Source organism: Bradyrhizobium sp. 139, assembly GCF_023074175.1.
Taxonomy (GTDB): domain Bacteria; phylum Pseudomonadota; class Alphaproteobacteria; order Rhizobiales; family Xanthobacteraceae; genus Bradyrhizobium.
The window spans coordinates 24,398-46,007 of record NZ_JADPKS010000104.1 but is presented as its reverse complement, the minus strand read 5'-3'; the positions used below and the strand labels follow the sequence as shown (position 1 = coordinate 46,007).

Genomic DNA, 21,610 nt, shown 5'->3' with positions numbered 1-21,610 from the left:
GAGCCATGGCCGCGTTCGAACCGAAAAACCCGGGATATCGCGCGGCGGCCGTCGCCATGTTCGACAGTCAGCCGGCGATGCACACGCTTGGCATCGTGATCGTCCGCCTTGCGCCGGGAGAGGTCGAACTGGCAATGCTGCATTCGCCGGCCTTCGCGCAGCAGAACGGCTTTGTTCATGCCGGCATCATTGCCGCCGGACTCGACAACGCCTGCGGCGTTGCCGCCTTCACCCTGATGCCACGCGAGGCCGATATTCTCACCGTCGAGTTCAAGACCACGCTGCTCGCGCCCGCCCGCGGCGAGCGTTTCGTTTTCAAGGCCGAGGTGGTCAAGCCAGGTCGCACGCTCACCTTCTGCGAGGCCAGGGCCTTTGCCGAGCACGAGGGCAAGCCCACGCTGATCGCCACCATGACGGGGACGCTGATGGCGATGCTGCGTGGAGCTGCGGCTCCGCACGAACCGCGCGCGTCCCACGCATCGCGCGGCGATTGACAAGCCTGCCGATGCATTCCTTGATGCGACCGTCATGCTCGCGAGTCTCGGCCTCATCCTGCTCTGCCAATTGATCGGCGAAGCCGTCGTGCGCGGCCTCGGCCTGCCGCTGCCGGGACCCGTGCTCGGCCTGCTGCTGCTCCTGATCCTGCTGCTCGCCCGCGACCGCTTCGCGCTACTGGTGCGCGGACCGCTGCGCAACGGCGGCGTGGAGACCGCAAGCAAGGGCCTGCTCGCGCATCTCTCGCTGCTATTCGTGCCGGCCGGCGTCGGCGTCGTGCAGAAGCTCGATCTGCTCGCATCCCACGGCATCGCCATCACCTTGGTGCTCGCGCTCTCGGTGGCGGTCACGCTGCTCGCGACTGTGCTGACCTTTCGCCTCGTCAGCCGACTGCTCCGGCAGCAGGACCAGCGATGAAGGACAATCCGTTCTCGCTCTGGGTCTATCTTTCGCAGTCACCGCTGCTCTGGCTGACTGTGACGCTGTTGGTCTATGCGACCACGGATGCGGTGTCGCTGGCGACGCGGCGCCATCCGCTCGCCAATCCCGTGCTGCATGCGATGTGGATCATTGGCGCGTTCCTGCTTCTCACCGGCACCTCCTACACGACCTATTTCGCCGGCGCGCAGTTCGTGCACTTCCTGCTGGGTCCCGCCACCGTGGCGCTCGCCGTGCCGCTCTATGAGAACCGCACGCGCGTGGTCGCATCCATCGTGCCGATGCTGGTGGCGCTGGTCGCCGGCTCGGTCACGGCGGTGGTGTCGGTCGTGCTGCTGGCAGAACTCGCCGGCCTGCCGCGCGACCTGGTCCTGTCGCTGGCGCCGAAATCGGTCACGGCGGGTGTCGCCATGGGCATCAGCGAATCCCTGCACGCCGATCCCTCGCTGACAGCGGTCGCTGTCATTCTCACGGGCATCATGGGTGCGATCATCGTAACGCCGCTGATGAACCGCACTGGTATCACCGATTTCCGTGCCCGCGGCTTTGCCGCGGGTCTTGCCGCACACGGCATCGGTACCGCCCGCGCCTTCCAGGTCGACGAGATCGCGGGCGTCTTTTCCGGCATCGCCATGAGCCTCAACGCTCTGGTGACCTCGTTCCTGGTGCCCTTGGCGGTGACGCTCCTGCTGCGATGACATTGCCGCCGGGACACTCTATATGAGCGTAACAATTCCGGTCCCGAACCGTATTTGCGGCGATGGGACCAAAACGGAACGAGATATGGCTGGATTTGGGAACAAGGGCCTCGTGGCGACGCGGCGTGCGGCGCTGACGTTGATCGGGGCGGGTGCCCTTGCGGCCGGCAGGATGACTTCTGCGCGCGCGGCCGCCGACGATGACGAGGTGCTGACTGAAGCCAAGGTGCTGCGAGACCCCGATGTTCCCGTCGCCGGTAATCCCGACGGCAACATCAGCATTATCGAATGGTCCGACTACAATTGCCCCTATTGCCGCAAGCTCGAGCCAGAGCTGCGCCAGGTCGTTCAGGACGACGGCAAGGTGAGGCTGGTGATGAAGGACTGGCCGATCCTCGGGCCGGTCTCGGTCACCGCGGCGCGGATCGCGCTGGCGGCAAAATTCCAGGACAAATACCATCAGGCCCATGACGCCATGATGGGTGTCAGCTCGCGCCTGACTGAGCCGCGCATCAACGAGCTGCTCGCGTCCGCCGGCGTCGACATGGACCGCCTGAAGCGCGATCTCACCGACCACGCCAAGGACATCGACGCCGTGCTCAAGCGAAACAACGAGCAGGCAGAAGCTTTCGGCTTCCGCGGCACTCCATCCTTCATCGTCGGCAAGTACCGCGTTCCGGGCGTGCTCAGCATGACCGAATTCGAGCAGGTCATCGCCGACGCCCGCAAGGCCAAGATGAACTGACGCAAGCCGCATCGAACCTCAGTCAACCACAAAGGCGCCGACGCGGACGCGCGGCGGCGCCTTGTTCATGACACGGCGTCGTTACTTCGATGAGATCCGGACCCAGTCCTTGTGCGCGCGGTCGCGCAGCGCGTCCCAATCGGCCTTCGCGACATCCCAGTTCACGATGGTGCGATTGGTGATCGCGACCTCGCCATTGGCGACCGACGACGTCTGCATGGAGTCATAGATGTAGACGCCGCACGCAAGCAGCAGCGCACCAAGGATCATTCCGAAAAAAGTCTGCATGACGAACCTCCGGTGACGGCGATAACGTCGGCCCGGAGTGATGGTTCCGCGGCAGTGCGGCACGATCAAGGACGGTTCGTCATCCGCCATTCAGCCACCCCACCAGATCCGCGTTGATTTCGCACGGATAGGTGTGGCTGAGGTCGTCGATCTCGCGATAGGTGACGTCGGCGCCGGCGGCGGAGAGGGCCGCCTGCGTCTGCCGGGCGGTCTGTACTGGAAACATCCAGTCGAGCTTGCCGTGGGTGATGAAGATCGGCAGTCTCTGCAGGCGCGCAGCGTCCGCCATCTCCGCCATCAGCGGATGGAAGGTCGCTGAGACCGGCGCAAGATGAGTGAAGGGTGAAGAGCCGTCGAGCCCGGTGACGTAGCAGAAGGTGCCGCCGTCGCTCATGCCGGTCAGCAACAGGCGCGAGGCATCGATGGTCCAGCGGCTGCGCACGGTCTCGAGAATGCGCATAAGGTTGGGCGTGTCGGTGTCGTCGCCCATCAGCGCCCATGTCGGGCCGGCCGCGGTCGGCGCCACCAGGATCGCGCCAAAGCTGCGGGCATCGCGCAGCCAACTCCACAGGAAGCCGCGGCCGTTGCCGCTGCCGCCATGCAGCGCCATGACCAGCGGCATGGCGCGCTCCGGCGAATAATATTCTGGCACATAGACCGAGAAGCCGCCGCGGCTGCCCGGCTCGTTGTGGTCGTGGAAAATGCCGGTGTGTTCGCCCGCGCCGGCGTCCAGTCGCGCCAGCAGATCGTCACTCTTGCGATTGGCGGCGTTGAGGAAGAAGCTGCTCACCGGCGGAAACTGGGTCGAGAGCGGATACAGCGCTTCCTGTGCGCGAGGCACATGGCGCAGCGCGCGGAAGACCGCGACGAGCTCGCCATTGCCGCGCTCGACCTCGCGGATGCCGGCAAAGGCGGCAAGCGCTTCATTGCAGGCGCGATCGAGCCGCTCGCGCAGTCCGGTGAACTGCTCGGGCCAATCCCCGATCGCCGCGTGTGCCGCTTGCAGCGCCTCGTCGGGCGTGCCGATCGCATTCATCACCGAGGCGAAGACTGGCGGATGCAGGTGCCGGGTGAAGAAGCCGAGTGCTTCCAGCGCATTGAGCAGCGGCGGTAGCACGGCCATGATGTCGTCAACGACGGCATCGCTCATCGCCGCTTTCCTTGCCTGATGTCAGTTCGATCTTGTCAGTGCAGCTTCGGCGCCTTCAGGAGCTTGAAGCGGTCGGTCGACGTCACTGTGACGTCGAAGGTGACACCTTCATGGTGCACGGTGAGGGGCACATCGACTCCGGCGGCGCCGAGCCCCCACATTTTCTTGTAGAAGCCGGTCTGGCTCGTGACCTTCTCGCCGTCGACCGCGAGGATGACGTCGCCGGTCTTGAGCTCGGCGCGCGCGGCCGGACCGTTGGCTGAAATCCCGATCACCACCACGCGATTGTCGATCTCTGTCGAATAGAGCCCGAGCCAGGGCCGTGCCGGCTTGTTGACGCGGCCGAACTTGCGCAGATCGTCCAGGATCGGCTTCAAGAGGTCGATCGGCACGATCATGTTGACATGCTCGGCCTTGCCGTCGCGTTCGCGCTCGAGCTGGAGCGAGCCGATGCCGATCAGCTCGCCGCGCTCGTTGAGCAGCGCCGTGCCGCCCCAGTTCGGATGTGCGGGATGGGTGAAGACGGCTTCATCCAGCAGATATTCCCAGTAGCCGGCGAATTCCTGCTTGGCCACGATCTGGCTTGCGACCGAGCGGGTGCGCCCGCCGGTGCCGCCGACCACGACGCGGTCGCCGAGCCGGGTCCCGGCCGAGATGCCGAGCGGCAAGGGTTCGACGTCGAGCTGGCCGAGCGCCTGTACCAGCCCGAAGCCGGTGACAGCGTCGAAGCCGAGCACATGCCCTTCCACCACGCGCCCGTCTCCGAGATGCAGCCACACCGACTCTGCTTCGGTGATGAGATAGCCGATGGTCAGCACCAGCCCCTCATCGATCACGACGCCGTTGCCGGCGCGTTCGGTGCCCAGCGTTTCGGCACTGAAGGCGTCCGGCGGAATGATGGCATGCAGGCCGACGACCGATGCGAGCGCGCGGTCGAGATCGAAACCGTAATCGCTCGCACGCGGCTGATTGGCCGGCGGCACTCTCCATTCGGTCAGAGCGGGCATGGAGTTCTCCTGGCTGAGAGCATCGCTCCGCCATTGCTGCGGAACGACGCGCGAAGCAGGATCAATCTAAGCCGCGAATGATCCGTTTTAAAGGCTTGTCGCGGCCATTCGCAGAGGATTGGAGCACGGGCTGTGCAAGTTCAGGCAGGAACAACCCTAGAATCGGTCCATCTCCCCGATCGTTGACGGCTGGCGAACTGCCGGGGGCGGAATGCTATTGTCGGCCTCGTGTTGCAGACGTATCGTTTCGCGAGCTGCGGAAGAAGCCATGAGCGACAACAAGAACTTCGATCGATCACCTCTGGAGTATGCGCTGGCTGAACTCGGCCGGAGGGCTTTTGCGGCCGGTCGCACCGTCGAAATCGTGATCTACGGCGGATCGGCTCTCCTGCTGACCCTGAATCGGCAGATCAACACCGGGGACGTCGATGCGGTGTTTGAAGGGAACAGGGATTTCATCAAGAAGCTGGCTGTCGAGATGGCAGAGGAGTTCGGGTGGGATGAAAATTGGTTGAACGACGGTGTAAAGGGGTGGCTGAGCAAGAGAGACGCTGATCCCGACGTGAAGACTTTGTTCAAGACGTATCCTGCCGAGGATCAGCCTGGCCTCCGCGTCTATACGGCAAGACCGGAATACCTGTTCGCCATGAAATGCCGCGCCATGCGCGTCGGCGGCGTCGAAACGAACTCGGATATCGACGATATTAAGCTCCTCGCCCGCGCCATAGGCATCAAGGACAGCCAGGACGCATTGACGCTGGTTGAAAAATTTTACCCACAGAACGTGCTTCAGCCCAAAACACGGTTGGGTCTCGAGGAGATTTTTTCAAATCTCGGGCCCGACAATGATCAAGCGCCTTCCTCGTCGAGCCAGCCATGAGCCTGTTTGGCAAGAAACCCGCAACGTTGAGTGAGGTGGTTCGCCGCGTAAGAGCCGGCGAGCAGAAGTTTGACCCGTCGCTCCGCGAATTTCTCGATTCGTTCTATATGAACCCACCCTCGCGCCAGCAGGCGATCGAACAACGCCCCGCTTCCATCGATGCCGTGCACGATGCCTATGCGGCGGCAGTCGCGGAGCACCTTGCGCGAGTTTACGGACTACAAATACCGGAATGGACCGAGGTTCACGGTAATGGGCTTCGCGAACCGTTCTTCGCAGGCGGCCTGGAATCTCTGAAGGGAGTGCTGGTTGCCGAGAGTCCGACGGCCTTTCGGCGACGCCTCCTGTTCGTCAGCAAAGACGCGCTATCAAGGCCGAGAATGTAGTCTTGTCGCGGCTTTCGCGCGACCAATCGCCTTGGGCCGTGCCGTGGGACCCCGCTGGGCCGCATGGCTGGTGTCCCCGTCGCTGCTAGGCGGACCATGCCGAAGCTGCTAACCATTGCCGCTTCGTTTGACCAAGAGATCACGGACCGAAGCATGGATAACCGCAGCGACATCTGGCGTGGCGTCGACACGATCAAGGCGCGTTTCATCGACCTCAGCGACAAGGTCTGGGGCATGCCGGAGGTGTGCTACACCGAAGCGCGGTCCGCTGCCGAGCATCTGGCCGAGCTGCGCCACCAGGGTTTCCGCATCACCGAGAATGTCGCGGGCATTCCGACTGCGGTGATGGGCGAATGGGGCGAGGGCGGTCCGGTCATTGCCTTCATGGGTGAATATGACGCGCTGCCGGGCCTCAGCCAGGAGGCCGGCGTCGCCGAGCACCGGCCGGTCGAGACCGGCGGCCATGGCCATGGTTGCGGACATAATCTGCTTGGTTCCGCGGCGCTGCTCGCCGCGACCGCGATGAAGGATTGGCTCGCCGAGAACAAGGTGCCCGGCCGTGTGCGCTATTACGGCTGCCCCGCGGAGGAAGGCGGCGCGGCAAAGGCCTTCATGGTGCGCTCCGGCGCGTTCGACGACGCCGACATCGCCATCACCTGGCATCCGCACAGCTTCTGGGAAGTCGCGGTAACGCCGTCGCTCGCCAACACCCGCGCCGATTTCATTTTCACCGGCCGCACCTCGCATGCGGCGGCTTCGCCGCATCTTGGCCGCTCCGCGCTCGATGCCGTGGAGCTGATGAATGTTGGCGTGAACTACATGCGCGAGCACATGCCGAGCGATGCGCGCGTGCACTATGCGCTGCTCGACACCGGCGGTATCGCCCCCAACGTGGTGCAGGCGCATGCGCGCGTGCGCTATTCGATCCGCGCCCGCGATCTGCCCGGCATGAACGAGCTGGTCGGACGCGTGAGCAAGATCGCAGAAGGCGCGGCGTTGATGACCGAGACCAAGGTCGAGATGAAGATCATCTCCGCGGTCTCCAACATCCTGCCGAATACTCCGTTGGAGCAGGCGCTGCACCGGGTGATGGAAGAGCTGGGGCCGCCGCATTTCGACGACGCCGACAAGGGGTTTGCCAGCCAGATCCGCGCGACGCTCAGCGACAAGGATATCGAGTCGGTCTACTACGCGATCGGCATGGAGCCGACCGATCGGCCGCTGGCCGACTTTCTGGTGCCGCTCGATGCCAAGCGTAACCCGCTGGTCGGCTCGACCGACGTCGGCGACGTGAGCTGGGTGGTGCCGACCGTGCAGGTCCATGCACCGACGGTTGCAATCGGCACGCCGTTCCACACCTGGCAGGTGGTGGCGCAGGGCAAGAGTGGACACGCCCACAAGGCCATGGTGCAGGCCGCCAAGGCGATGGCCGGGATCGGCATCAAGGCGTTGGTGGAGCCCGGGCTGATCAAGGCCGCGAAGGCTGACCTGAAGAAGCGGACGGCCAAGACACCTTATGTGTGCCCACTGCCGGATCACGTCGCACCGCCGCTGAATATGTCCGTGGTGTAGAATTCGTCTCGATACTTCGTCTGATCCGGCGAACAAATTTTCCGCAGTGCAACGCGGGATTCCGGCGCGTTTTAGCGCCGGATTGCCGAACGCTTGGGCTGTGGAACGCAGTTTTGCCCAACGGACAGCCAGAAGACCGTTTGCATACACACGGTCGCAGTTGACGTATGCCCTATTCAGTGTGCCATCTACCGCCAGCCAAACCCGGTGGCCGCCTCTCGCGGCCGCCTGCATCCAAAAACGGGAACCAGACGGGGGACAACCATGCTGGATAAAGAACTGCGTTCGATGATCGGCAAAGTGAAGGACGGGCGGATGGATCGCCGCGCCTTCATCCAGCGCCTGGCCGCCGTCGGCCTCACCGCCCCCCTGGCCAACCAGATCCTCGCGCTCGGCGGCGTCGCCATGGCAGAAGGCGCCTCGACCTACAAGCCGACCAAGCGCGGCGGCGGCGGTGCGTTGAAGCTGCTGTGGTGGCAGGGCCCAACTTTGCTCAATCCGCATTTCGCCACCGGCACCAAGGACCAGGACGGCTCCCGCCTGTTCTATGAACCGCTCGCCTGCTGGGATCCGGACGGCAACATGAAGCTGGTTCTGGCTTCAGAGATCCCCTCGGTCCAGAACGGCCTGCTCGCCGCCGACGGCACGTCGGTGACGTGGAAGTTGAAGCCCGGCGTGAAATGGCACGACGGCAAGCCGTTCTCGGCCGACGACGTGATCTTCACCTGGGAATATACCAAGGATCCCGCCACGGCGACCGTCACGGCCGGCGTCTATCGCGACCTCAAGCTCGAGAAGATCGACGACCTCACGGTCAAGATCACCTTCCCCCAGCCCACCCCGTTCTGGGCCGATGCGTTCGTCGGCGCCGGCGCCGGCCAGATCCTGCCGAAACATCAGTTCGCCGACTATATCGGCTCGAAATCCCGTGATGCCCCGGCCAACCTCTCGCCCGTGGGCACCGGTCCCTACAAGTTCGTCGAGTTCAAGCCCGGCGATCTCATTCGCGGCGTGATCAATCCCGACTACCACATGGCAAACCGTCCCCATTTCGATTCGATCGAGATGAAGGGTGGCGGCGACGCCGTCTCGGCGGCGCGCGCCGTGATCCAGACCGGCGAATATGATTTCGGATGGAACATCCAGGTCGAGGATGACGTGCTGCTGCGGCTGGAGAAAGGCGGCAAGGGCAAGACCATCTACGCCGTGGGCGGCGACACCGAGTTCATCGCGCTCAACTTCACCGATCCGAACACCGAGGTCGACGGCGAGAAGTCTTCGATGAAGACCAAGCATCCGCTGTTCTCAGATCCGGCGGTGCGCAAGGCGCTGTCGATGCTGGTCGACCGCGATTCCATCAAGAAGGCGATCTATGGCCGCGCCGGCCGCACCACCGCCAACTTCCTCAACGGTCCCGAGAAGTTCGTGTCCAAGAACACCACCTGGGAGTTCAGCATCGAGAAGGCCTCGAAGCTGCTCGACGACGCCGGCTGGAAGCCCGGCGCGGACGGCATTCGCGAGAAAGACGGCAAGAAGCTGAAGCTGCTGTACCAGACCGCGATCAATGGTCCGCGTCAGAAGACCCAGGCGATCGTCAAGCAGGCCTGTCAGAAGGCCGGCATCGACGTCGAGCTGAAGTCGGTGGTTGCCTCCGTGTTCTTCTCCTCGGACGTCGCCAACCCCGACACCTACCCGAAGTTCTATGCCGACCTCGAGATGTTCCAGATCCCGCTGAGCCAGCCGGATCCGGCCCAGCACATGCGCCGCTATCATTCGCGTTACATCGCCAGCAAAGAGAACAAGTGGCAGGGCACGAATTTCCCGCGCTGGGTCAACAAGGAATACGACGCGGCAATCGACGCGGCGGACAAGGAAATGGACCCGATCAAGCGCGCCGCCCTCTACGTCAAGTGCAACGACCTGATGTGGCAGGACACCGTTTTTATCCCGGCGATGCATCGCCTGAAGGTGGAGGCCTCCGCCAACACGCTGCGTCCGGTGATCTCGGGCTGGGCCAACGAAACCGACAACATCTTCGACTGGTACCGCGAGGAATGATCCCCCAGCTCTAGACGGGGTCTTTCCCTCATGAGTCAGTATGTCCTGCGTCGCCTGATGATCGCGATTCCGAGTTTGCTCGGAATCTCGGTCGTGCTGTTTGTCGTGCTGGCGCTCGCGCCAGGCGATCCCTTCTCGGAACTGGCAACGAACCCGAACGTGCCGCCCGAAGTACAGGCCGCGCTTCGGGCCAAGTTCGGCCTCGACGATCCGATCTATCTCCGTTACGTGCACTGGCTCAACGCCATGCTGCACGGCGACTGGGGTTTCTCCTTCGTCAGCCGGATGAACGTCGACACGCTGATCCTGCAGCGCCTGCCGGCCACGCTCTACGTGATCGGCTCGGCGCAGATCCTGGCGCTGATGATCGCGATTCCCGTCGGCGTTTATGCGGCCACAAAGCCCTATTCGCTGTTCGACCAGATCGCCAACACGCTCGCCTTCGTCGGCTTCTCGCTACCCACCTTCTTCACCGGCATCCTGTTCATCCTGATCTTCTCGGTCACGCTGGACTGGCTGCCCTTCGTCTATACGACCGACATCAAGGGCACCGGCATCCGCTGGGTGCTCGAGATGATCCGGCAGGCGATCATGCCGGTCGCGGTGCTGGGCCTGTTCCAGGCGGCGTCGATGACGCGCTTCGTGCGCTCGGCGATGCTCGACGTGATCCGGCTCGACTACGTCACCACGGCGCGCGCCAAGGGGCTCGGGCAGGCCAAGGTCATCGTCAAGCACGTGATGCGCAATGCCATGATCCCGGTCGTTACGCTGATCGCGCTGCAGATGCCCGCGGTGTTTGGCGGCGCCATCGTCACCGAGCAGATCTTCCGCATCCCCGGCATCGGCTCGCTGCTGATCTCCTCCATCCTGTCCAACGACACCCCGGTCGTGATGGCCGTGACCTTCGTGTTCGCTTGCCTGGTGGTGCTCTTCAACCTCATCGCGGATGTGCTGTATGGCTGGCTTGACCCTCGCATCTCCCTCCGCTGAGCGGCGCACCTACTCGCCCTGGCGCGAGACGTGGCGGCGTTACAGCCGCCACAAGCTCGCCGTGGTCAGCGCTTTCCTGCTGCTCGTCCTCATCCTGGCCGTCGTGGTCGGGCCCTTCATCTGGCGGGTCAAGATTGACGACATCGATATCGTGGCGGGCATGCAGGGGCCTTCGCTCGCGCATCCCTTCGGCACCGACGATCTCGGGCAGGACATTCTGGCGCGCATGATCTATGGTGGTCGCATCTCGCTCGCGGTCGGGTTGGCTGCGATGCTGGTCTCGGTCTTCATCGGCGTGCTGGTCGGCGCGTTCGCCGGCATGTCGCGCGGCGCGCTCGGGCATGGGTTGATGTGGCTCACCGACCTGTTTTTGTCGCTGCCGCAACTGCCGCTGCTGCTGCTGCTGATCTATCTCTTCCGCGATGGGCTGAAGGTCGCGTTCGGTCCCGAGGGCGGCATTTTCATCCTGATCGTGCTTGTCATCGGCGGCCTGCGCTGGATGCCGGTCGCGCGGCTCGTTCGTGCGCAGTTCCTGTCAATCCGCGAGAAGGAGTTCGTCGAGGCCGCCCGTGCGCTCGGCGCAAGTCCGGTGCGCCAGGTGGTGCGGCACATCCTGCCCAATGCGCTCGGTCCGGTGATCATCGCCGGCACCATCGACGTCGCTGCCGCCATCATCGCGGAATCGACGCTGTCCTTCCTCGGCCTCGGCTTTCCGCCGGATACGCCGACCTGGGGCCGGCTGCTGTACGACGCCAAGGATTTCCTCGACATCGGCCCGCACTGGGCGCTGTTCCCGGGCGGCGCGATCTTCATCGCGGTGGTCGCCATCAACTTCATCGGCGACGGCTTGCGTGACGCGCTCGATGCGCGACGGGTGATCTGATGGCACCGTTGCTGGAAATCAAAGGGCTGAAAACCCACTTCTCGACCGACGACGGCATCTTGCAGGCCGTCGACGGTGTCGACATCTCCATCAACAGGGGCGAGACGCTCTGTGTCGTCGGCGAATCCGGCTGCGGCAAGACCGTGACCGCGATGTCGATTCTGAAGCTGATCGCCATGCCGCCGGGCCGCATCGCTGCGGGCCAGATTATCTTCGAGGGCCGCGATCTCGTGCCGCTGACGAGCAGTCAGCTCGACGAGATCCGCGCCAAGGAAATCGGTTTCATCTTCCAGGAGCCGATGACCTCGCTCAATCCGGTGCTCACCATCGGCGAGCAGATCGCCGAGAGCCTCCGTCGCCATGAGAACGTCACCAGAAAGCAGGCGCTCGAGCGTACTATCGAGATGCTGAAGCTGGTGCAGATCCCCAACGCCGAAGGCCGCGTGCACAATTATCCGCACCAGTTCTCCGGCGGCATGCGCCAGCGCGTGATGATCGCGATGGCGCTCGCCTGCAGGCCGAAGCTGATCATCGCCGACGAGCCGACCACCGCGCTCGATGTCACCATCCAGGCGCAGATCCTCGACCTCTTGCAGGACATGAAGGAGCGCTTCGGCATGGCGGTGATGCTCATCACCCACGCCATGGGCGTCGTCGCCGAGACCGCGCAGCGCGTCGTCGTGATGTATGCCGGCAAGGTGGTGGAGGAAGCTCCCGTCGAAGATCTCTTCGGCGATCCCCGCCATCCGTATACGCAGGGCCTGATCCGCTCGATTCCGCGCATCGATCTGGCCGCCGAGCACAAGATACGGCTGGAGGCCATTGGCGGCTCGGTGCCGATCCTGATCAATCCGCCGGTCGGCTGCCGGTTTGCCGCGCGTTGCCGCCATGCCATGAACATCTGCACCGAGAAGGAGCCGCTGTTGCGCGAGATCGCGCCGGGCCATCGCATGGCATGTCACCTGGGAGATTCGCATCTGGGAGATGCGGCATGAGCGAGCCCTTGCTGCAAGTCTCCAACCTGAAGAAGCACTTCCCGGTGTTCGGCGGCCTGTTGTCGCGCCAGGTCGGCAGCGTCTACGCGGTCGACGGGGTCTCGTTTTCGGTCAATCGCGGCGAGACGCTCGGTCTCGTCGGCGAATCCGGTTGCGGCAAGTCAACGACGGGGCGTTGCGTGCTGCGCCTGATCGAACCGACCGACGGCGAGGTCATGTTCGACGGCCAGGACGTGCGCCAGCTCGGTGGCAACGATTTGCGCGCGATGCGGCGGAACATGCAGCTCGTGTTCCAGGACCCGTTCGCCTCGCTCAATCCGCGCATGACGGTCGGGGCGATCCTCGGCGAGGCCTTCACCATCCACAGTCTCGCGTCCTCAGCCAAGGAGCGCGAGGAGCGCGTCGCGGGGCTCTTGGTGAAAGTCGGCCTCAAGGCCGAGCACATGCGCCGCTACCCGCACGAATTCTCCGGCGGCCAGCGCCAGCGCATCGTGATCGCGCGTGCGCTCGCGGTCGAACCGAAGCTGATCGTCTGTGACGAGCCGGTCTCGGCACTCGACGTGTCGATCCAGGCGCAGGTGATCAATCTGCTGGAGGACCTCCAGGCCGAGCTGAACCTGACCTATCTGTTCGTCGCGCACGATTTGTCGGTGGTCGAGCACATCTCCGACCGCGTCGCCGTGATGTATCTCGGCCGCATCGTCGAGCTGGCGAAAGCGAGCGATCTGTACCGCAATCCGCAGCATCCCTACACCAGGGCGCTGTTATCAGCGGTGCCGGTGCCCGATCCCAAGCTCAAGCGTGAACGCATCCGCCTCAAGGGCGACGTGCCGAGCCCGATGAAGCCGCCATCCGGCTGCCACTTCCACACCCGCTGTCCGATCGCCCAGCCGCGCTGCGCGGAAAGTGCGCCTGAGCTGAGGGAAGGGGCGGGCGGGCACTTCGTGGCGTGCCATCTTGCCTGATGCCGCGCAAACTGGAACGCGCGTTCATTCGTCGTGAAGCAGGCCGTGCTCCGCAAGAGCCTGCCTGAAAGACTCGACCGAGGTGTGGCGATGCGCAAACAGGCCGGCCTCGCCCGAACGCAAGCGACAAACCGGGGAGGAAAGGCCCGCGCTGCGATGGTCGGTCGCGGCAACGTTCGAAGGTGAGTTCTCAAATATCACTCGCAGCGACGCAGGAAACGACGCCGTGCGCTACGCCTGGCGGGCGACCGATCCCATCACGCGCTCTTCGCGGTCCAAGGTACGATCTGCCCCGACATCACCAGACGGTCACGGCCGCTGTCCTTGGCAGCGTAGAGCGCGCGGTCGGCGGCAGCGACCAGCGTGCTGCAGTCCATCGTGGTCTGAGACGGAAGGCTCCTCGCGGCGCCCACGCTCACCGTAACCAGCCGGGAGGGCGGATTTTGCGCATGCAGCATGGCGAAGTCGTGCAGTGCCTGGCGAATCCCTTCGCCGACTTCAGCGCAGCCATCCGGCCCGGTATTCGGCAACAGCAAGGCGAACTCCTCGCCACCGTAGCGCGCCGCGAGGTCGGCCGGGCGTCTGGCCTGGGCGGACAGGATCCGGCCCAGCGTACGCAGGCATCCGTCGCCGGCCAGATGTCCATAATGGTCGTTGAATTTCTTGAAATGGTCGACATCGATCAACAGGAGCGAGATCTGCGTCCCGTCGCGCCGGGCGCGCGTCCATTCCTCCGCGAGACGCTCATCGAACGCCCGGCGGTTGGCAAGACCGGTCAGGCCGTCGGTGGTTGCGAGCGAAGCGAGCTTGTCCTGAAGGTCCTTCTGCTCGGTCATGTCGCGCACGACCGCGACGACACCGTCGATCTCGCCGCTGTCGGAGGCTCGGGTCACGTGCAAGGCCGCCTCGGCCCAGATATCGCCCTTGTCGCGATGACGCTGGCGATAGACGAACCGCGCTTCTTCGGCCTCGCCGTTCTTCAGCGCGGCGATGGCTTGCTCGACCCGTTCCATGTCGTCCGCGTGGATGCCGGCCACCGCCGACGTGCCGAGCAGTTCGTCGGGAGACCAGCCGATGATGCGCACGCACGAGGGAGAGACGTAGATCAGCCGGTTATCCAGCCCGATCCGGGACACCATATCGCTGGATTGCTCGGCGAGCAGGCGGAAATGGGCTTCCTTCGCGATCAGGGCCTGCGCCATTCGCTGCCGCTGCCAGAGCTGGCGGACCAGATAGAAGCCGATCACCGCGATCAGCACGACGAGGCCGAGCACGAAGGTCGTGCGTACGGCCGCCGCGCGTCGCCAGGGCGCCAGCACGTCGTCCTGCGACTTGCTTGCCAGCACTATCAGCGGATAGCGGCTGCTGTGCTGATAGTAGCTCAGCCGCTGCACGCCATCGAGCGGCGACTTGAAATAGTAAACCGCCGCCCCCGGACGGCTTTTCCAATCCCTGAACAGCGGCGCATTGGACAGGTCGCGGCCGACGAAGCCGCCGCTCGCGTCGTGGCTGCGCGCCAGCATGATACCGGCGTTGTTGAGCAGCGACGCCGAGCCGTTCGGGCCGAAATCGAAGCGCTCGTAGAACTTCGCGAAATAGGCGACGTCGATCGTGAGCAGCGCGACGCCGGCAAAGCTGCCGTCGGGGTGGTCGATTCGGCGTGACGCGGTGATGATCCACTGGCCGCCGGCGCGGCTCTTGACGGGCCGCCCGATCAGCGTGTCCTTCTTCGGGGAATCGCGGTGCTGCCGGAAATATTCGCGGTCGCTGTTATTGAGCTTGGAGAAGTCGACATGCTCGGTGGTGGCGAGCCATCGGCCGGTCTCGTCATAGATGAAAATGCCGCGGATGCGGTCCGATGATTTGCGGGTGGGCAGATAAGTCTGGAGCTTTGCGATCGTGTCCGCGCCCGTTCCGTCGAGTTCGAGCCGATGGACCAGTCCGACCAGGATCGTATCGGCGAGCTCGAACGTGTCGTCCGCGTGCTGGATCAGCGAATGCGCGAGGTTGGCGACGTCGATCTCGGCGTTCCTGAGCTCGGCATTGTGCGTTTCCCATTCGCGCCAGACGCTCAAGCCGAGGATCGCCGCGCAGATCAGCACGACGAATCCCGCGGCCCAGAGCGGAAGGCGCGTCTTGCCGAGTTCGCGGCTCGTGACCATCGGGCTTGCTCCAGATCGGTGCAAACCTCTCACTTTGGCCTTAACGGCCTGTTGCAACTTCCGCGATGATTTTGCGCGTCCGTAGTCCTCCGGAGGAGGTCGTCGATATTTGATCGCCCCCCACCGGCGGATGTTAACCAGGCCGCCGCGCCATGACGGTTTCGCGCGGCGTCCGCCGCGTCAATCCGCCAGCGTGAAGCCGACGCGTAGCGTCACCTGGTAATGGCGGACAGTGCCATTTTCGATGTGACCGCGCGTCTGCACCACCTCGAACCATTTCATCTCGCGAACCGTCTTTGCGGCGCGGCTGATGGCGTTCTTGATCGCATCCTCGATCGAGGTCTCGGATGATCCGACCAGCTCCAGGATCTTGTAGACGTGATCCTTCTCGGCTGTGGCCATGGTGCGTCTCCCTCGTTTGCGTTGCGGCAGCACTGCCGCCCGCGCTCCCATCTGAACGGGTACCAGCGTTCCGGGTTCCATAATCCGCCATAGCCTGTATCCGCCAGCCGAGGTGGAGTGCGTCGCACTCGTCTGCTAAGCGCCATCCATGGATTCGGCGCGGCGTGACGCTGGTGTTGCAGCGGGCGTAGAGGCGTTATTCCGCGGCTTGCGACAGGATGGGCGCCGGCTGTGTCCCGCGCCACAGCAGTCGCAGCAGCAGGACCAGTAGCGCCATCAAGGCGAAGCCGCCCAGCGCGGGCGCGAAATGTTGATCGGGATCGGCCTTCTGCCCGAATTGCACCGCGCGCCGCGCTGTCTGCAACAGACCATAGGCTCCGGCGAACAGGATCAGCCCGTATATGACGCTACGCTCGCGCGGGCTCGCGATCCTGATGAGATCGGGCAGCATCAGCGCCAGGCCGATTCCGAGCATCGGCAGATCGTAGTCATACGCATAGGGGCTGATCATCACGGATACCATCACGGCGGCACCGAGCGTGAAAGCCGCTGAAGCGCCGCGCGCCGCGCCGAGAAGGACGGCGAACAGGGCCAGCCCGGCAACGGCCGTCTGTGCCCAGAAGGCGGCGCTTGCGGAAACGCCGGCCTTGTACAGCGCCGCATAGGTCGAAACCATACGAAAGAGTGGATAGAATCCCTGCTCGAGATAGCTCGCCGATTCTCTGATCGCGCCGAGCCATGCGAACCAGATCTGCCAGCCGAAGAGGAGCGTGCAGAGCAGTGAACTCGCCAGTACGACGGCGGCGGCCGTTCCGAGCGCGATCCAGCGCCGCGTCACCAGCAGATAGACGCCGGCGGCAATCGCAAGGTGCGGCTTGATCACCATGGTGCCGAGCGCGAGGCCGGCCAACAGCTGCCGCCGTTCCACGTTGAGGCAAACGAGCCCGATCAGCGCCCCGGTCAGAAAGCCGTTCTGTCCGCAGCCGATGGTGATCGCCAGCGCCGGAAACAGGATCACCAGCACTTGCGCGAAATTATTCCCGGCGATCCTTCGCAGCGTTACGAGATAGAGCGCGAGCGTCGCGGCCGTGAACAGCAGATAGCTAACGCCGACGGGGAGGAATGCGAAGGGCGCCACCAGCAGGTCGTATTGCGGCGGATAGGTCCAGGGCATGAAGCGGGTGGCGCCGCCGGCGGCCTCCATCTGCATCTTCAGCAGCGCCTCGGAATGATAGACCTGGTCCAGATCGCCGCGCCAGACGCGTTGCGCGACGATGTGGAAGGCGTCGAAATCGGCAAGCTCGCGCTGCGCCCAAGCACCGAAGCGCGCGAACCAGAAGGTCTTGAACACGACGATCACCGCCAGCGCCGCCAGCACGAAGCGAACATAGGCCGCCCGCTTCGAGGGCAAGAACTGAAGCTGTTCCAGTGTTTCGGCGAGCATGAGAAGGCAACCTCGAACCTGACCGGTCGGCGGGCCGGCACGCCGGTCCGCCATGGCCGAGATTGCCGCCAGAGGCTTAAAGGACGGTAACGAAACGATAAGGATCGGCGGCCGCAGGCCCGCAACATCTCTGCGTTTTCGACGGCAGCCTCGACCTGAGGTCTATCCCCGCGCCCGACCAGCGCGAGTGCAATTCGACCGCCATGGCCGAGTACGAGGTGCCGCCATGGGCACCGAGGTCTCGGATCTGGCAGAATCGGTGGCTGGAGAACGACCTCTGAGTTGCCTGATCTCGAATCTCGTAAAACATGCGCTGGCAGCCAGAGTTCGAAGAACTCATTGGCGAACTGCCAACTCCCTACGGATCCAGTTCGGTGTCCCAGTAGAGATAGTCCAGCCAGCTATCGTGCAGATAGTTCGGTGGGAACAGGCGGCCGTTGCGGTGGAGCTGGTGCACGGTCGGGGCGAAGGCGTGCTGGCGCGGAAACATTTTTGCTTGCACCGACGTGAGATTGCCCTTGCGCAAATTACAGGGCGAGCACGCCGCAACCACGTTCTCCCAGGTGGTCTGGCCGCCTTTGCTGCGCGGGACGATGTGATCGAAGGTGAGGTCTTCGGGCGAGCCGCAATATTGACAGGCGAAACGATCGCGCAAGAAGACGTTGAATCGGGTGAACGCGGGATGCGTGGTCGGCTTGACGAAGGATTTGAGGGAGACGACGCTCGGCAGCTGCATTTCCAGCGTGGGACTTCGAACCGCCTGATCGTAATGCGCGACGATGTTGACGCGGTCGAGGAACACCGCCTTGATCGCATCCTGCCACGACCACAGAGACAGCGGGTAGTAACTCAGCGGCCGGAAGTCCGCATTCAGCACCAACACCGGCCAATGGCCTTGCGAGACATGTGCGTTCAAGTAACGCTCCTGGCCTCCATGTACGCTGCGAAGCAGCACGTATTGACATACTACATGCAGCGTGACGGGATTGTGAAGCCCGTTGAGCGACTTATTCCGGCGCAAGCAATGCGGCTCCGGGGTGGCAAAGCGCTCAAAACACCGTGATTTAGGAGGCGAGGACGACGCCGAGGGAGGCAGGGTCGGCCTGACAGCGCATCGCGGCCTCGTCCGCCCGATTACTCCCGCACTCGCTCCAGCTTCTGCAAGCACCGCGTGGCGCGCACCACGGCCGGCATCTCCTCGTCCGGAAAACTCGTCTTCCAGTCGGTGACGCCGACCTCGCCAACATAGATGTCGCCCCTCGAGTCCAGCGCGATGCCGTGCGGAGCCAGGAATTTTCCGCTGGCGACACCCGGGCCTTCCTCGCCGCCGAGCCGCGCGATGCGGTTTCCCTTGGCGTCCACAATGGACAGCCGCGGGCCGAGATTGGGGACCTTGCGGTTGACCGCCAGGCCGGGACCGAGCTCGCCGATCACGAAGGTCGGATTCTTACCGCCGCCGCAGCAGCACAGCGCACAGGGCCGGTGCAGATTATTCCATTGCGTCTCGTACTTGCCGTCGCCATCGAACACCTGCACGCGATGGTTCTCGCGGTCGGCGACATAGACAAATCCCTCGGCGTCGGTGGCGATGTTGTGCACGATGTTGAACTGGCCGGGGTCGGTGCCCGGCTGGCCCCAGCTCGTCATCAGCTTGCCGTCGGGCGTGAACTTGTGCACGCGCGCATTGCCATAGCCGTCGGAGACGTAGATCTCGCCTTTCGGCGATAACGCAGTGTGGGTGCAGCGATGGAAGGGATCGCCGCTCATGAACGGCGACGGCTTCTCGGGGATGCCGATCGTCAGCAGCACCTTTCCCTCGGTGGTGCATTTGCGCACGGTGTGGTCGCCGTCATCGGTGCAATAGAGATTGTCGTCGGCATCGATGTGCAAGCCATGTGCGCGGGAGAACAGGCCTTCACCCCAGCTGCGCAAGAAATTGCCTTCGCGGTCGAGCACCACCATCGGATGGGCGCCGCGGTTGAAGACATAGATGCGGTCGCGGCTATCGACCGCGACGGACGCGACGTCGGTGAGCGTCCATCCGTCCGGCAGCTTCGCGAAATTTTCGACGACGCGGTAGCGGTGCTCGCCGGTGCCGAGAATGGCTGGCATTGGTTTCTCCTCTTATTCGTATCGGCGGCGCGCGATCTTCTCCACACTGCCATTGCGAGCCAACGGGGCCGCGCTTCGCACGGACCCGGTGGCTCGCAATGACGAGGAGGCTCATGTTGCGCCCATCTCACGCCCCAAAATCCCTTGCTCGATCGCCTTGATCTGGAGCGCGAGATATTTCGAGTTGATCCGACACTGCGCGAGGCTGCCGGCGATGAACCAGAGGCCAGGCTGCCTGGTGCGCGCATACATGTTGCGCAGCTCGAGGCCGTCGCCAAAGCCCCAGACCGGGCCGACGCGGTCGGCGACTCCGTCGCCGAACAGCTTCCGCACCAGATATTGCTGAGGCTTGTAGCCCGTGGACAGCACGATGAGATCGGCCGCGATCGTCGAGCCGTCCTTCATCTGAGCGCCTTCGGCCGTGAAGCTCTCGATGTCTGCAAACTGCCTGAGCTCGATCGCGCCCTCGACGATCAGGTTGGAGCAGCCGACGTTGAAGTAATAGCCGCCGCCGCGGGTGAGGTACTTGAACTGCCAGCCGGTGCCGGCCTCGCCGAAATCGAGCTTGAATCCGACTTTGCGCAGGCCGTCGAGCAGCTCCCTGTCGAGCTCCTGCGACTGCTCAGTCAGCATCACATGGGTTTTCTTCGCGAGCGGTGTCGGCATCGAGGTTGCGATCAAGTCGTTGTCCTCGAGCGTGCCTTCGTTGTAGGTCGCATAAGCGAGCTGCGCCGACGGCTCGATGTTGGTGACCAGCGTCGGCGACCGCTGCACCAGCGTCACCTCGGCGCCGCTGGAGCAGAGATCCTGCGCGATGTCGTGGCCGCTGTTGCCGGTGCCGATGACGATGGCGCGCTTGCCTGTCCAGGTCTCGCCATCCTCGTAGCCGCTGGAATGCAGCAGCGTACCTTTGAAATTGGCGAGGGTCGGAATGTCCGGCACGTTGGCGATGCCGCTGACGCCGGTCGCCATCACAACATGGCGCGGGTGCATGACGCGTTTGCTGCCGTCGGCGCGCCGCAGCGTGACGGTCCAGCAGCCCTTCGCGTCGTCGTGCGCGCCGCCCTCGAACTCGGTGCCCGTCCAGAAATTCAGCTCCATCGCGTCGACATAGGCTTCGAACCAGTTGGCGAGCTTGTCCTTGGGGATATAGGTCGGCCAGTTCGGCGGGAATGGCATGTAGGGCAAATGATTGACCTGCACCTGGTTATGCAGGGTCAGCGCGTGATAGCGCTTGCGCCAATTGTCGCCGATCCGCGTCTCGCGATCGATGATCAGCGTGTCGACCTTCAATTGCTTCAGCCGTGCTGCAATCGCAAGGCCGGCTTGGCCGCCGCCGACCACCAGCACCGCGGGATCGCGCTCGGCGTAGTCGCGCGATGCGTTGCGCAAATCGAGCCAGTTGGGCCCGCGGAAATCGCGCGAATAGGCCTGTCCCCGTGGCCGCGACGTGCCGAGTTGTTCCTCAAAATCTTTCAGTTCGTCGAGCGCGGTGAGCAGCGTCCAGGCCTTCAGGCGTTCGCCGTCAGCGCTATCGGGCACGAGCCGGACGATACCGCTGCCGCGGCCGATCGCCGTCTCGAAGTTGAAGATGGCTTCGATGTTGTTGGTGCCGGCACGCGTGACCCAGCGCGGCGCCGCGCGGTTCGGCGCGATCTCGAAATTCGTCGGCGCGGCCTTGGGTGCGAGTGCGGTCAACGCCCGCGAGACCGCATCGCGGCCGGCGATCGTTTGCAGGTTCCAGCTCAGCGCCAGCACGTCGCGCCAGAAACATTCGGCTACGAACAGCCGGTCGAGTGTTTCACGGCCGGGTTTGCCAAGCATGCACTCGAACGCGTCGAGCCAGGCCTGTGCGGAGACGGCAATATCCTTCGTCTTGTCCAGCATGCGCGACCTCATAGCCGTCTTCGCGGCGTTTCCTCTGAGGTGGACGCTATACC

General features: G+C 64.0%; 21 protein-coding genes and 1 pseudogene. 12 read left to right on the top strand and 10 right to left on the bottom strand.

What is annotated here, in order from left to right; genetic code table 11:
* Positions 1–5: 5 nt before the first annotated feature.
* From IVA80_RS23165 to IVA80_RS23150, 4 genes are all read left to right on the top strand, one after another.
* The gene (locus IVA80_RS23165; RefSeq protein ID WP_247435742.1) at positions 6–494 is read left to right on the top strand and encodes a PaaI family thioesterase; all 489 of its coding nucleotides are present in this window, start codon (positions 6–8) and stop codon (positions 492–494) included.
* 34 nt (positions 495–528) lie between these two features.
* Positions 529–912 (top strand): CidA/LrgA family protein, encoded by a 384-nt coding sequence (locus IVA80_RS23160; RefSeq protein WP_247435740.1) that lies wholly within the window; start codon positions 529–531, stop codon positions 910–912.
* Complete coding sequence (locus tag IVA80_RS23155) at positions 909–1,631, top strand: LrgB family protein (RefSeq protein ID WP_247435737.1); 723 nt, start codon at positions 909–911, stop codon at positions 1,629–1,631. Before IVA80_RS23160 ends, IVA80_RS23155 begins: the two co-directional genes overlap by 4 nt.
* Before the next feature lie 85 nt (positions 1,632–1,716).
* Positions 1,717–2,376, top strand: coding sequence for a DsbA family protein (locus IVA80_RS23150; protein ID WP_247435734.1), 660 nt, complete (start codon positions 1,717–1,719; stop codon positions 2,374–2,376).
* 81 nt (positions 2,377–2,457) lie between these two features.
* Here the strand turns inward: IVA80_RS23150 and IVA80_RS23145 are convergent, their stop codons facing one another.
* The 3 genes from IVA80_RS23145 to IVA80_RS23135 form a co-directional block, all read right to left on the bottom strand.
* A complete protein-coding gene (locus IVA80_RS23145; RefSeq protein WP_092288893.1) occupies positions 2,458–2,664 on the bottom strand; it encodes a hypothetical protein in 207 nt (68 codons plus the stop codon).
* Between the two features lie 79 nt (positions 2,665–2,743).
* On the bottom strand, positions 2,744–3,814 hold the full coding sequence (locus IVA80_RS23140) for a phospholipase (RefSeq protein WP_247435731.1): 1,071 nt from the start codon (positions 3,812–3,814) through the stop codon (positions 2,744–2,746).
* A gap of 35 nt (positions 3,815–3,849) precedes the next feature.
* Positions 3,850–4,821, bottom strand: a complete 972-nt coding sequence (locus tag IVA80_RS23135; protein ID WP_247435728.1) for a S1C family serine protease — start codon at positions 4,819–4,821, stop codon at positions 3,850–3,852.
* A 268-nt stretch (positions 4,822–5,089) separates the two neighbouring features.
* Here IVA80_RS23135 and IVA80_RS23130 point away from each other — a divergent pair, with 268 nt between their 5' ends.
* The 8 genes from IVA80_RS23130 to IVA80_RS23095 all read left to right on the top strand — a co-directional run bounded on the left by IVA80_RS23130 (position 5,090) and on the right by IVA80_RS23095 (position 13,550).
* Entirely contained in the window at positions 5,090–5,701 is a 612-nt protein-coding gene (locus tag IVA80_RS23130; RefSeq protein WP_247435725.1) for a hypothetical protein, read from the top strand.
* Entirely contained in the window at positions 5,698–6,087 is a 390-nt protein-coding gene (locus IVA80_RS23125; protein WP_247435722.1) for a hypothetical protein, read from the top strand. The genes IVA80_RS23130 and IVA80_RS23125 overlap by 4 nt, the downstream gene beginning before the upstream one ends.
* Positions 6,088–6,240: 153 nt before the next feature.
* Positions 6,241–7,659 carry a M20 family metallopeptidase gene (locus tag IVA80_RS23120; RefSeq protein ID WP_247435719.1) on the top strand — a complete coding sequence of 473 codons (1,419 nt, stop codon included), beginning with the start codon at positions 6,241–6,243 and terminating at the stop codon, positions 7,657–7,659.
* 264 nt (positions 7,660–7,923) lie between these two features.
* Entirely contained in the window at positions 7,924–9,717 is a 1,794-nt protein-coding gene (locus IVA80_RS23115; protein WP_247435716.1) for a peptide ABC transporter substrate-binding protein, read from the top strand.
* Positions 9,718–9,747: 30 nt separating this feature from the next.
* On the top strand, positions 9,748–10,707 hold the full coding sequence (locus tag IVA80_RS23110) for an ABC transporter permease (RefSeq protein WP_247435713.1): 960 nt from the start codon (positions 9,748–9,750) through the stop codon (positions 10,705–10,707).
* The gene (locus IVA80_RS23105) at positions 10,673–11,590 is read left to right on the top strand and encodes an ABC transporter permease (protein WP_247435709.1); all 918 of its coding nucleotides are present in this window, start codon (positions 10,673–10,675) and stop codon (positions 11,588–11,590) included. The genes IVA80_RS23110 and IVA80_RS23105 overlap by 35 nt, the downstream gene beginning before the upstream one ends.
* Positions 11,590–12,585 carry an ABC transporter ATP-binding protein gene (locus tag IVA80_RS23100; protein ID WP_247435706.1) on the top strand — a complete coding sequence of 332 codons (996 nt, stop codon included), beginning with the start codon at positions 11,590–11,592 and terminating at the stop codon, positions 12,583–12,585. Before IVA80_RS23105 ends, IVA80_RS23100 begins: the two co-directional genes overlap by 1 nt.
* On the top strand, positions 12,582–13,550 hold the full coding sequence (locus IVA80_RS23095) for a dipeptide ABC transporter ATP-binding protein (RefSeq protein WP_247435702.1): 969 nt from the start codon (positions 12,582–12,584) through the stop codon (positions 13,548–13,550). Before IVA80_RS23100 ends, IVA80_RS23095 begins: the two co-directional genes overlap by 4 nt.
* 24 nt (positions 13,551–13,574) lie before the next feature.
* On the opposite strand, the pseudogene IVA80_RS23090 reads toward IVA80_RS23095, so the two are convergent.
* The 7 genes and pseudogenes from IVA80_RS23090 to IVA80_RS23060 all read right to left on the bottom strand — a co-directional run.
* Positions 13,575–13,667, bottom strand: a pseudogene (locus tag IVA80_RS23090) (HAD family phosphatase); the annotation flags it as partial.
* Positions 13,668–13,807: 140 nt separating this feature from the next.
* Positions 13,808–15,712 (bottom strand): diguanylate cyclase, encoded by a 1,905-nt coding sequence (locus IVA80_RS23085; protein WP_247435698.1) that lies wholly within the window; start codon positions 15,710–15,712, stop codon positions 13,808–13,810.
* 180 nt (positions 15,713–15,892) lie between these two features.
* On the bottom strand, positions 15,893–16,114 hold the full coding sequence (locus tag IVA80_RS23080; RefSeq protein WP_247435695.1) for a dodecin: 222 nt from the start codon (positions 16,112–16,114) through the stop codon (positions 15,893–15,895).
* Between the two features lie 196 nt (positions 16,115–16,310).
* Positions 16,311–17,558 (bottom strand): glycosyltransferase family 87 protein, encoded by a 1,248-nt coding sequence (locus IVA80_RS23075; protein WP_247435692.1) that lies wholly within the window; start codon positions 17,556–17,558, stop codon positions 16,311–16,313.
* 358 nt (positions 17,559–17,916) lie between these two features.
* Positions 17,917–18,474: an HNH endonuclease gene (locus tag IVA80_RS23070; RefSeq protein ID WP_247435689.1), complete on the bottom strand. Its 558-nt coding sequence runs from the start codon at positions 18,472–18,474 to the stop codon at positions 17,917–17,919.
* Between the two features lie 218 nt (positions 18,475–18,692).
* Positions 18,693–19,670, bottom strand: coding sequence for a peptidyl-alpha-hydroxyglycine alpha-amidating lyase family protein (locus tag IVA80_RS23065; protein WP_247435686.1), 978 nt, complete (start codon positions 19,668–19,670; stop codon positions 18,693–18,695).
* 111 nt (positions 19,671–19,781) lie between these two features.
* Positions 19,782–21,557 (bottom strand): NAD(P)/FAD-dependent oxidoreductase, encoded by a 1,776-nt coding sequence (locus IVA80_RS23060; protein ID WP_247435683.1) that lies wholly within the window; start codon positions 21,555–21,557, stop codon positions 19,782–19,784.
* Between the last annotated feature and the right edge of the window lie 53 nt (positions 21,558–21,610).

Excerpts from the sequence above, each read along its gene's own strand:
- IVA80_RS23165 (WP_247435742.1), top strand. The coding sequence starts at position 6 with ATGGCCGCGTTCGAACCGAAAAACCCGGGATATCGCGCGGCGGCCGTC.
- IVA80_RS23160 (WP_247435740.1), top strand. The coding sequence starts at position 529 with ATGCTCGCGAGTCTCGGCCTCATCCTGCTCTGCCAATTGATCGGCGAA.
- IVA80_RS23155 (WP_247435737.1), top strand. The coding sequence starts at position 909 with ATGAAGGACAATCCGTTCTCGCTCTGGGTCTATCTTTCGCAGTCACCG.
- IVA80_RS23150 (WP_247435734.1), top strand. The coding sequence starts at position 1,717 with ATGGCTGGATTTGGGAACAAGGGCCTCGTGGCGACGCGGCGTGCGGCG.
- IVA80_RS23145 (WP_092288893.1), bottom strand. The coding sequence starts at position 2,664 with ATGCAGACTTTTTTCGGAATGATCCTTGGTGCGCTGCTGCTTGCGTGC.
- IVA80_RS23140 (WP_247435731.1), bottom strand. The coding sequence starts at position 3,814 with ATGAGCGATGCCGTCGTTGACGACATCATGGCCGTGCTACCGCCGCTG.
- IVA80_RS23135 (WP_247435728.1), bottom strand. The coding sequence starts at position 4,821 with ATGCCCGCTCTGACCGAATGGAGAGTGCCGCCGGCCAATCAGCCGCGT.
- IVA80_RS23130 (WP_247435725.1), top strand. The coding sequence starts at position 5,090 with ATGAGCGACAACAAGAACTTCGATCGATCACCTCTGGAGTATGCGCTG.
- IVA80_RS23125 (WP_247435722.1), top strand. The coding sequence starts at position 5,698 with ATGAGCCTGTTTGGCAAGAAACCCGCAACGTTGAGTGAGGTGGTTCGC.
- IVA80_RS23120 (WP_247435719.1), top strand. The coding sequence starts at position 6,241 with ATGGATAACCGCAGCGACATCTGGCGTGGCGTCGACACGATCAAGGCG.
- IVA80_RS23115 (WP_247435716.1), top strand. The coding sequence starts at position 7,924 with ATGCTGGATAAAGAACTGCGTTCGATGATCGGCAAAGTGAAGGACGGG.
- IVA80_RS23110 (WP_247435713.1), top strand. The coding sequence starts at position 9,748 with ATGAGTCAGTATGTCCTGCGTCGCCTGATGATCGCGATTCCGAGTTTG.
- IVA80_RS23105 (WP_247435709.1), top strand. The coding sequence starts at position 10,673 with ATGGCTGGCTTGACCCTCGCATCTCCCTCCGCTGAGCGGCGCACCTAC.
- IVA80_RS23100 (WP_247435706.1), top strand. The coding sequence starts at position 11,590 with ATGGCACCGTTGCTGGAAATCAAAGGGCTGAAAACCCACTTCTCGACC.
- IVA80_RS23095 (WP_247435702.1), top strand. The coding sequence starts at position 12,582 with ATGAGCGAGCCCTTGCTGCAAGTCTCCAACCTGAAGAAGCACTTCCCG.
- IVA80_RS23085 (WP_247435698.1), bottom strand. The coding sequence starts at position 15,712 with ATGGTCACGAGCCGCGAACTCGGCAAGACGCGCCTTCCGCTCTGGGCC.
- IVA80_RS23080 (WP_247435695.1), bottom strand. The coding sequence starts at position 16,114 with ATGGCCACAGCCGAGAAGGATCACGTCTACAAGATCCTGGAGCTGGTC.
- IVA80_RS23075 (WP_247435692.1), bottom strand. The coding sequence starts at position 17,558 with ATGCTCGCCGAAACACTGGAACAGCTTCAGTTCTTGCCCTCGAAGCGG.
- IVA80_RS23065 (WP_247435686.1), bottom strand. The coding sequence starts at position 19,670 with ATGCCAGCCATTCTCGGCACCGGCGAGCACCGCTACCGCGTCGTCGAA.
- IVA80_RS23060 (WP_247435683.1), bottom strand. The coding sequence starts at position 21,557 with ATGCTGGACAAGACGAAGGATATTGCCGTCTCCGCACAGGCCTGGCTC.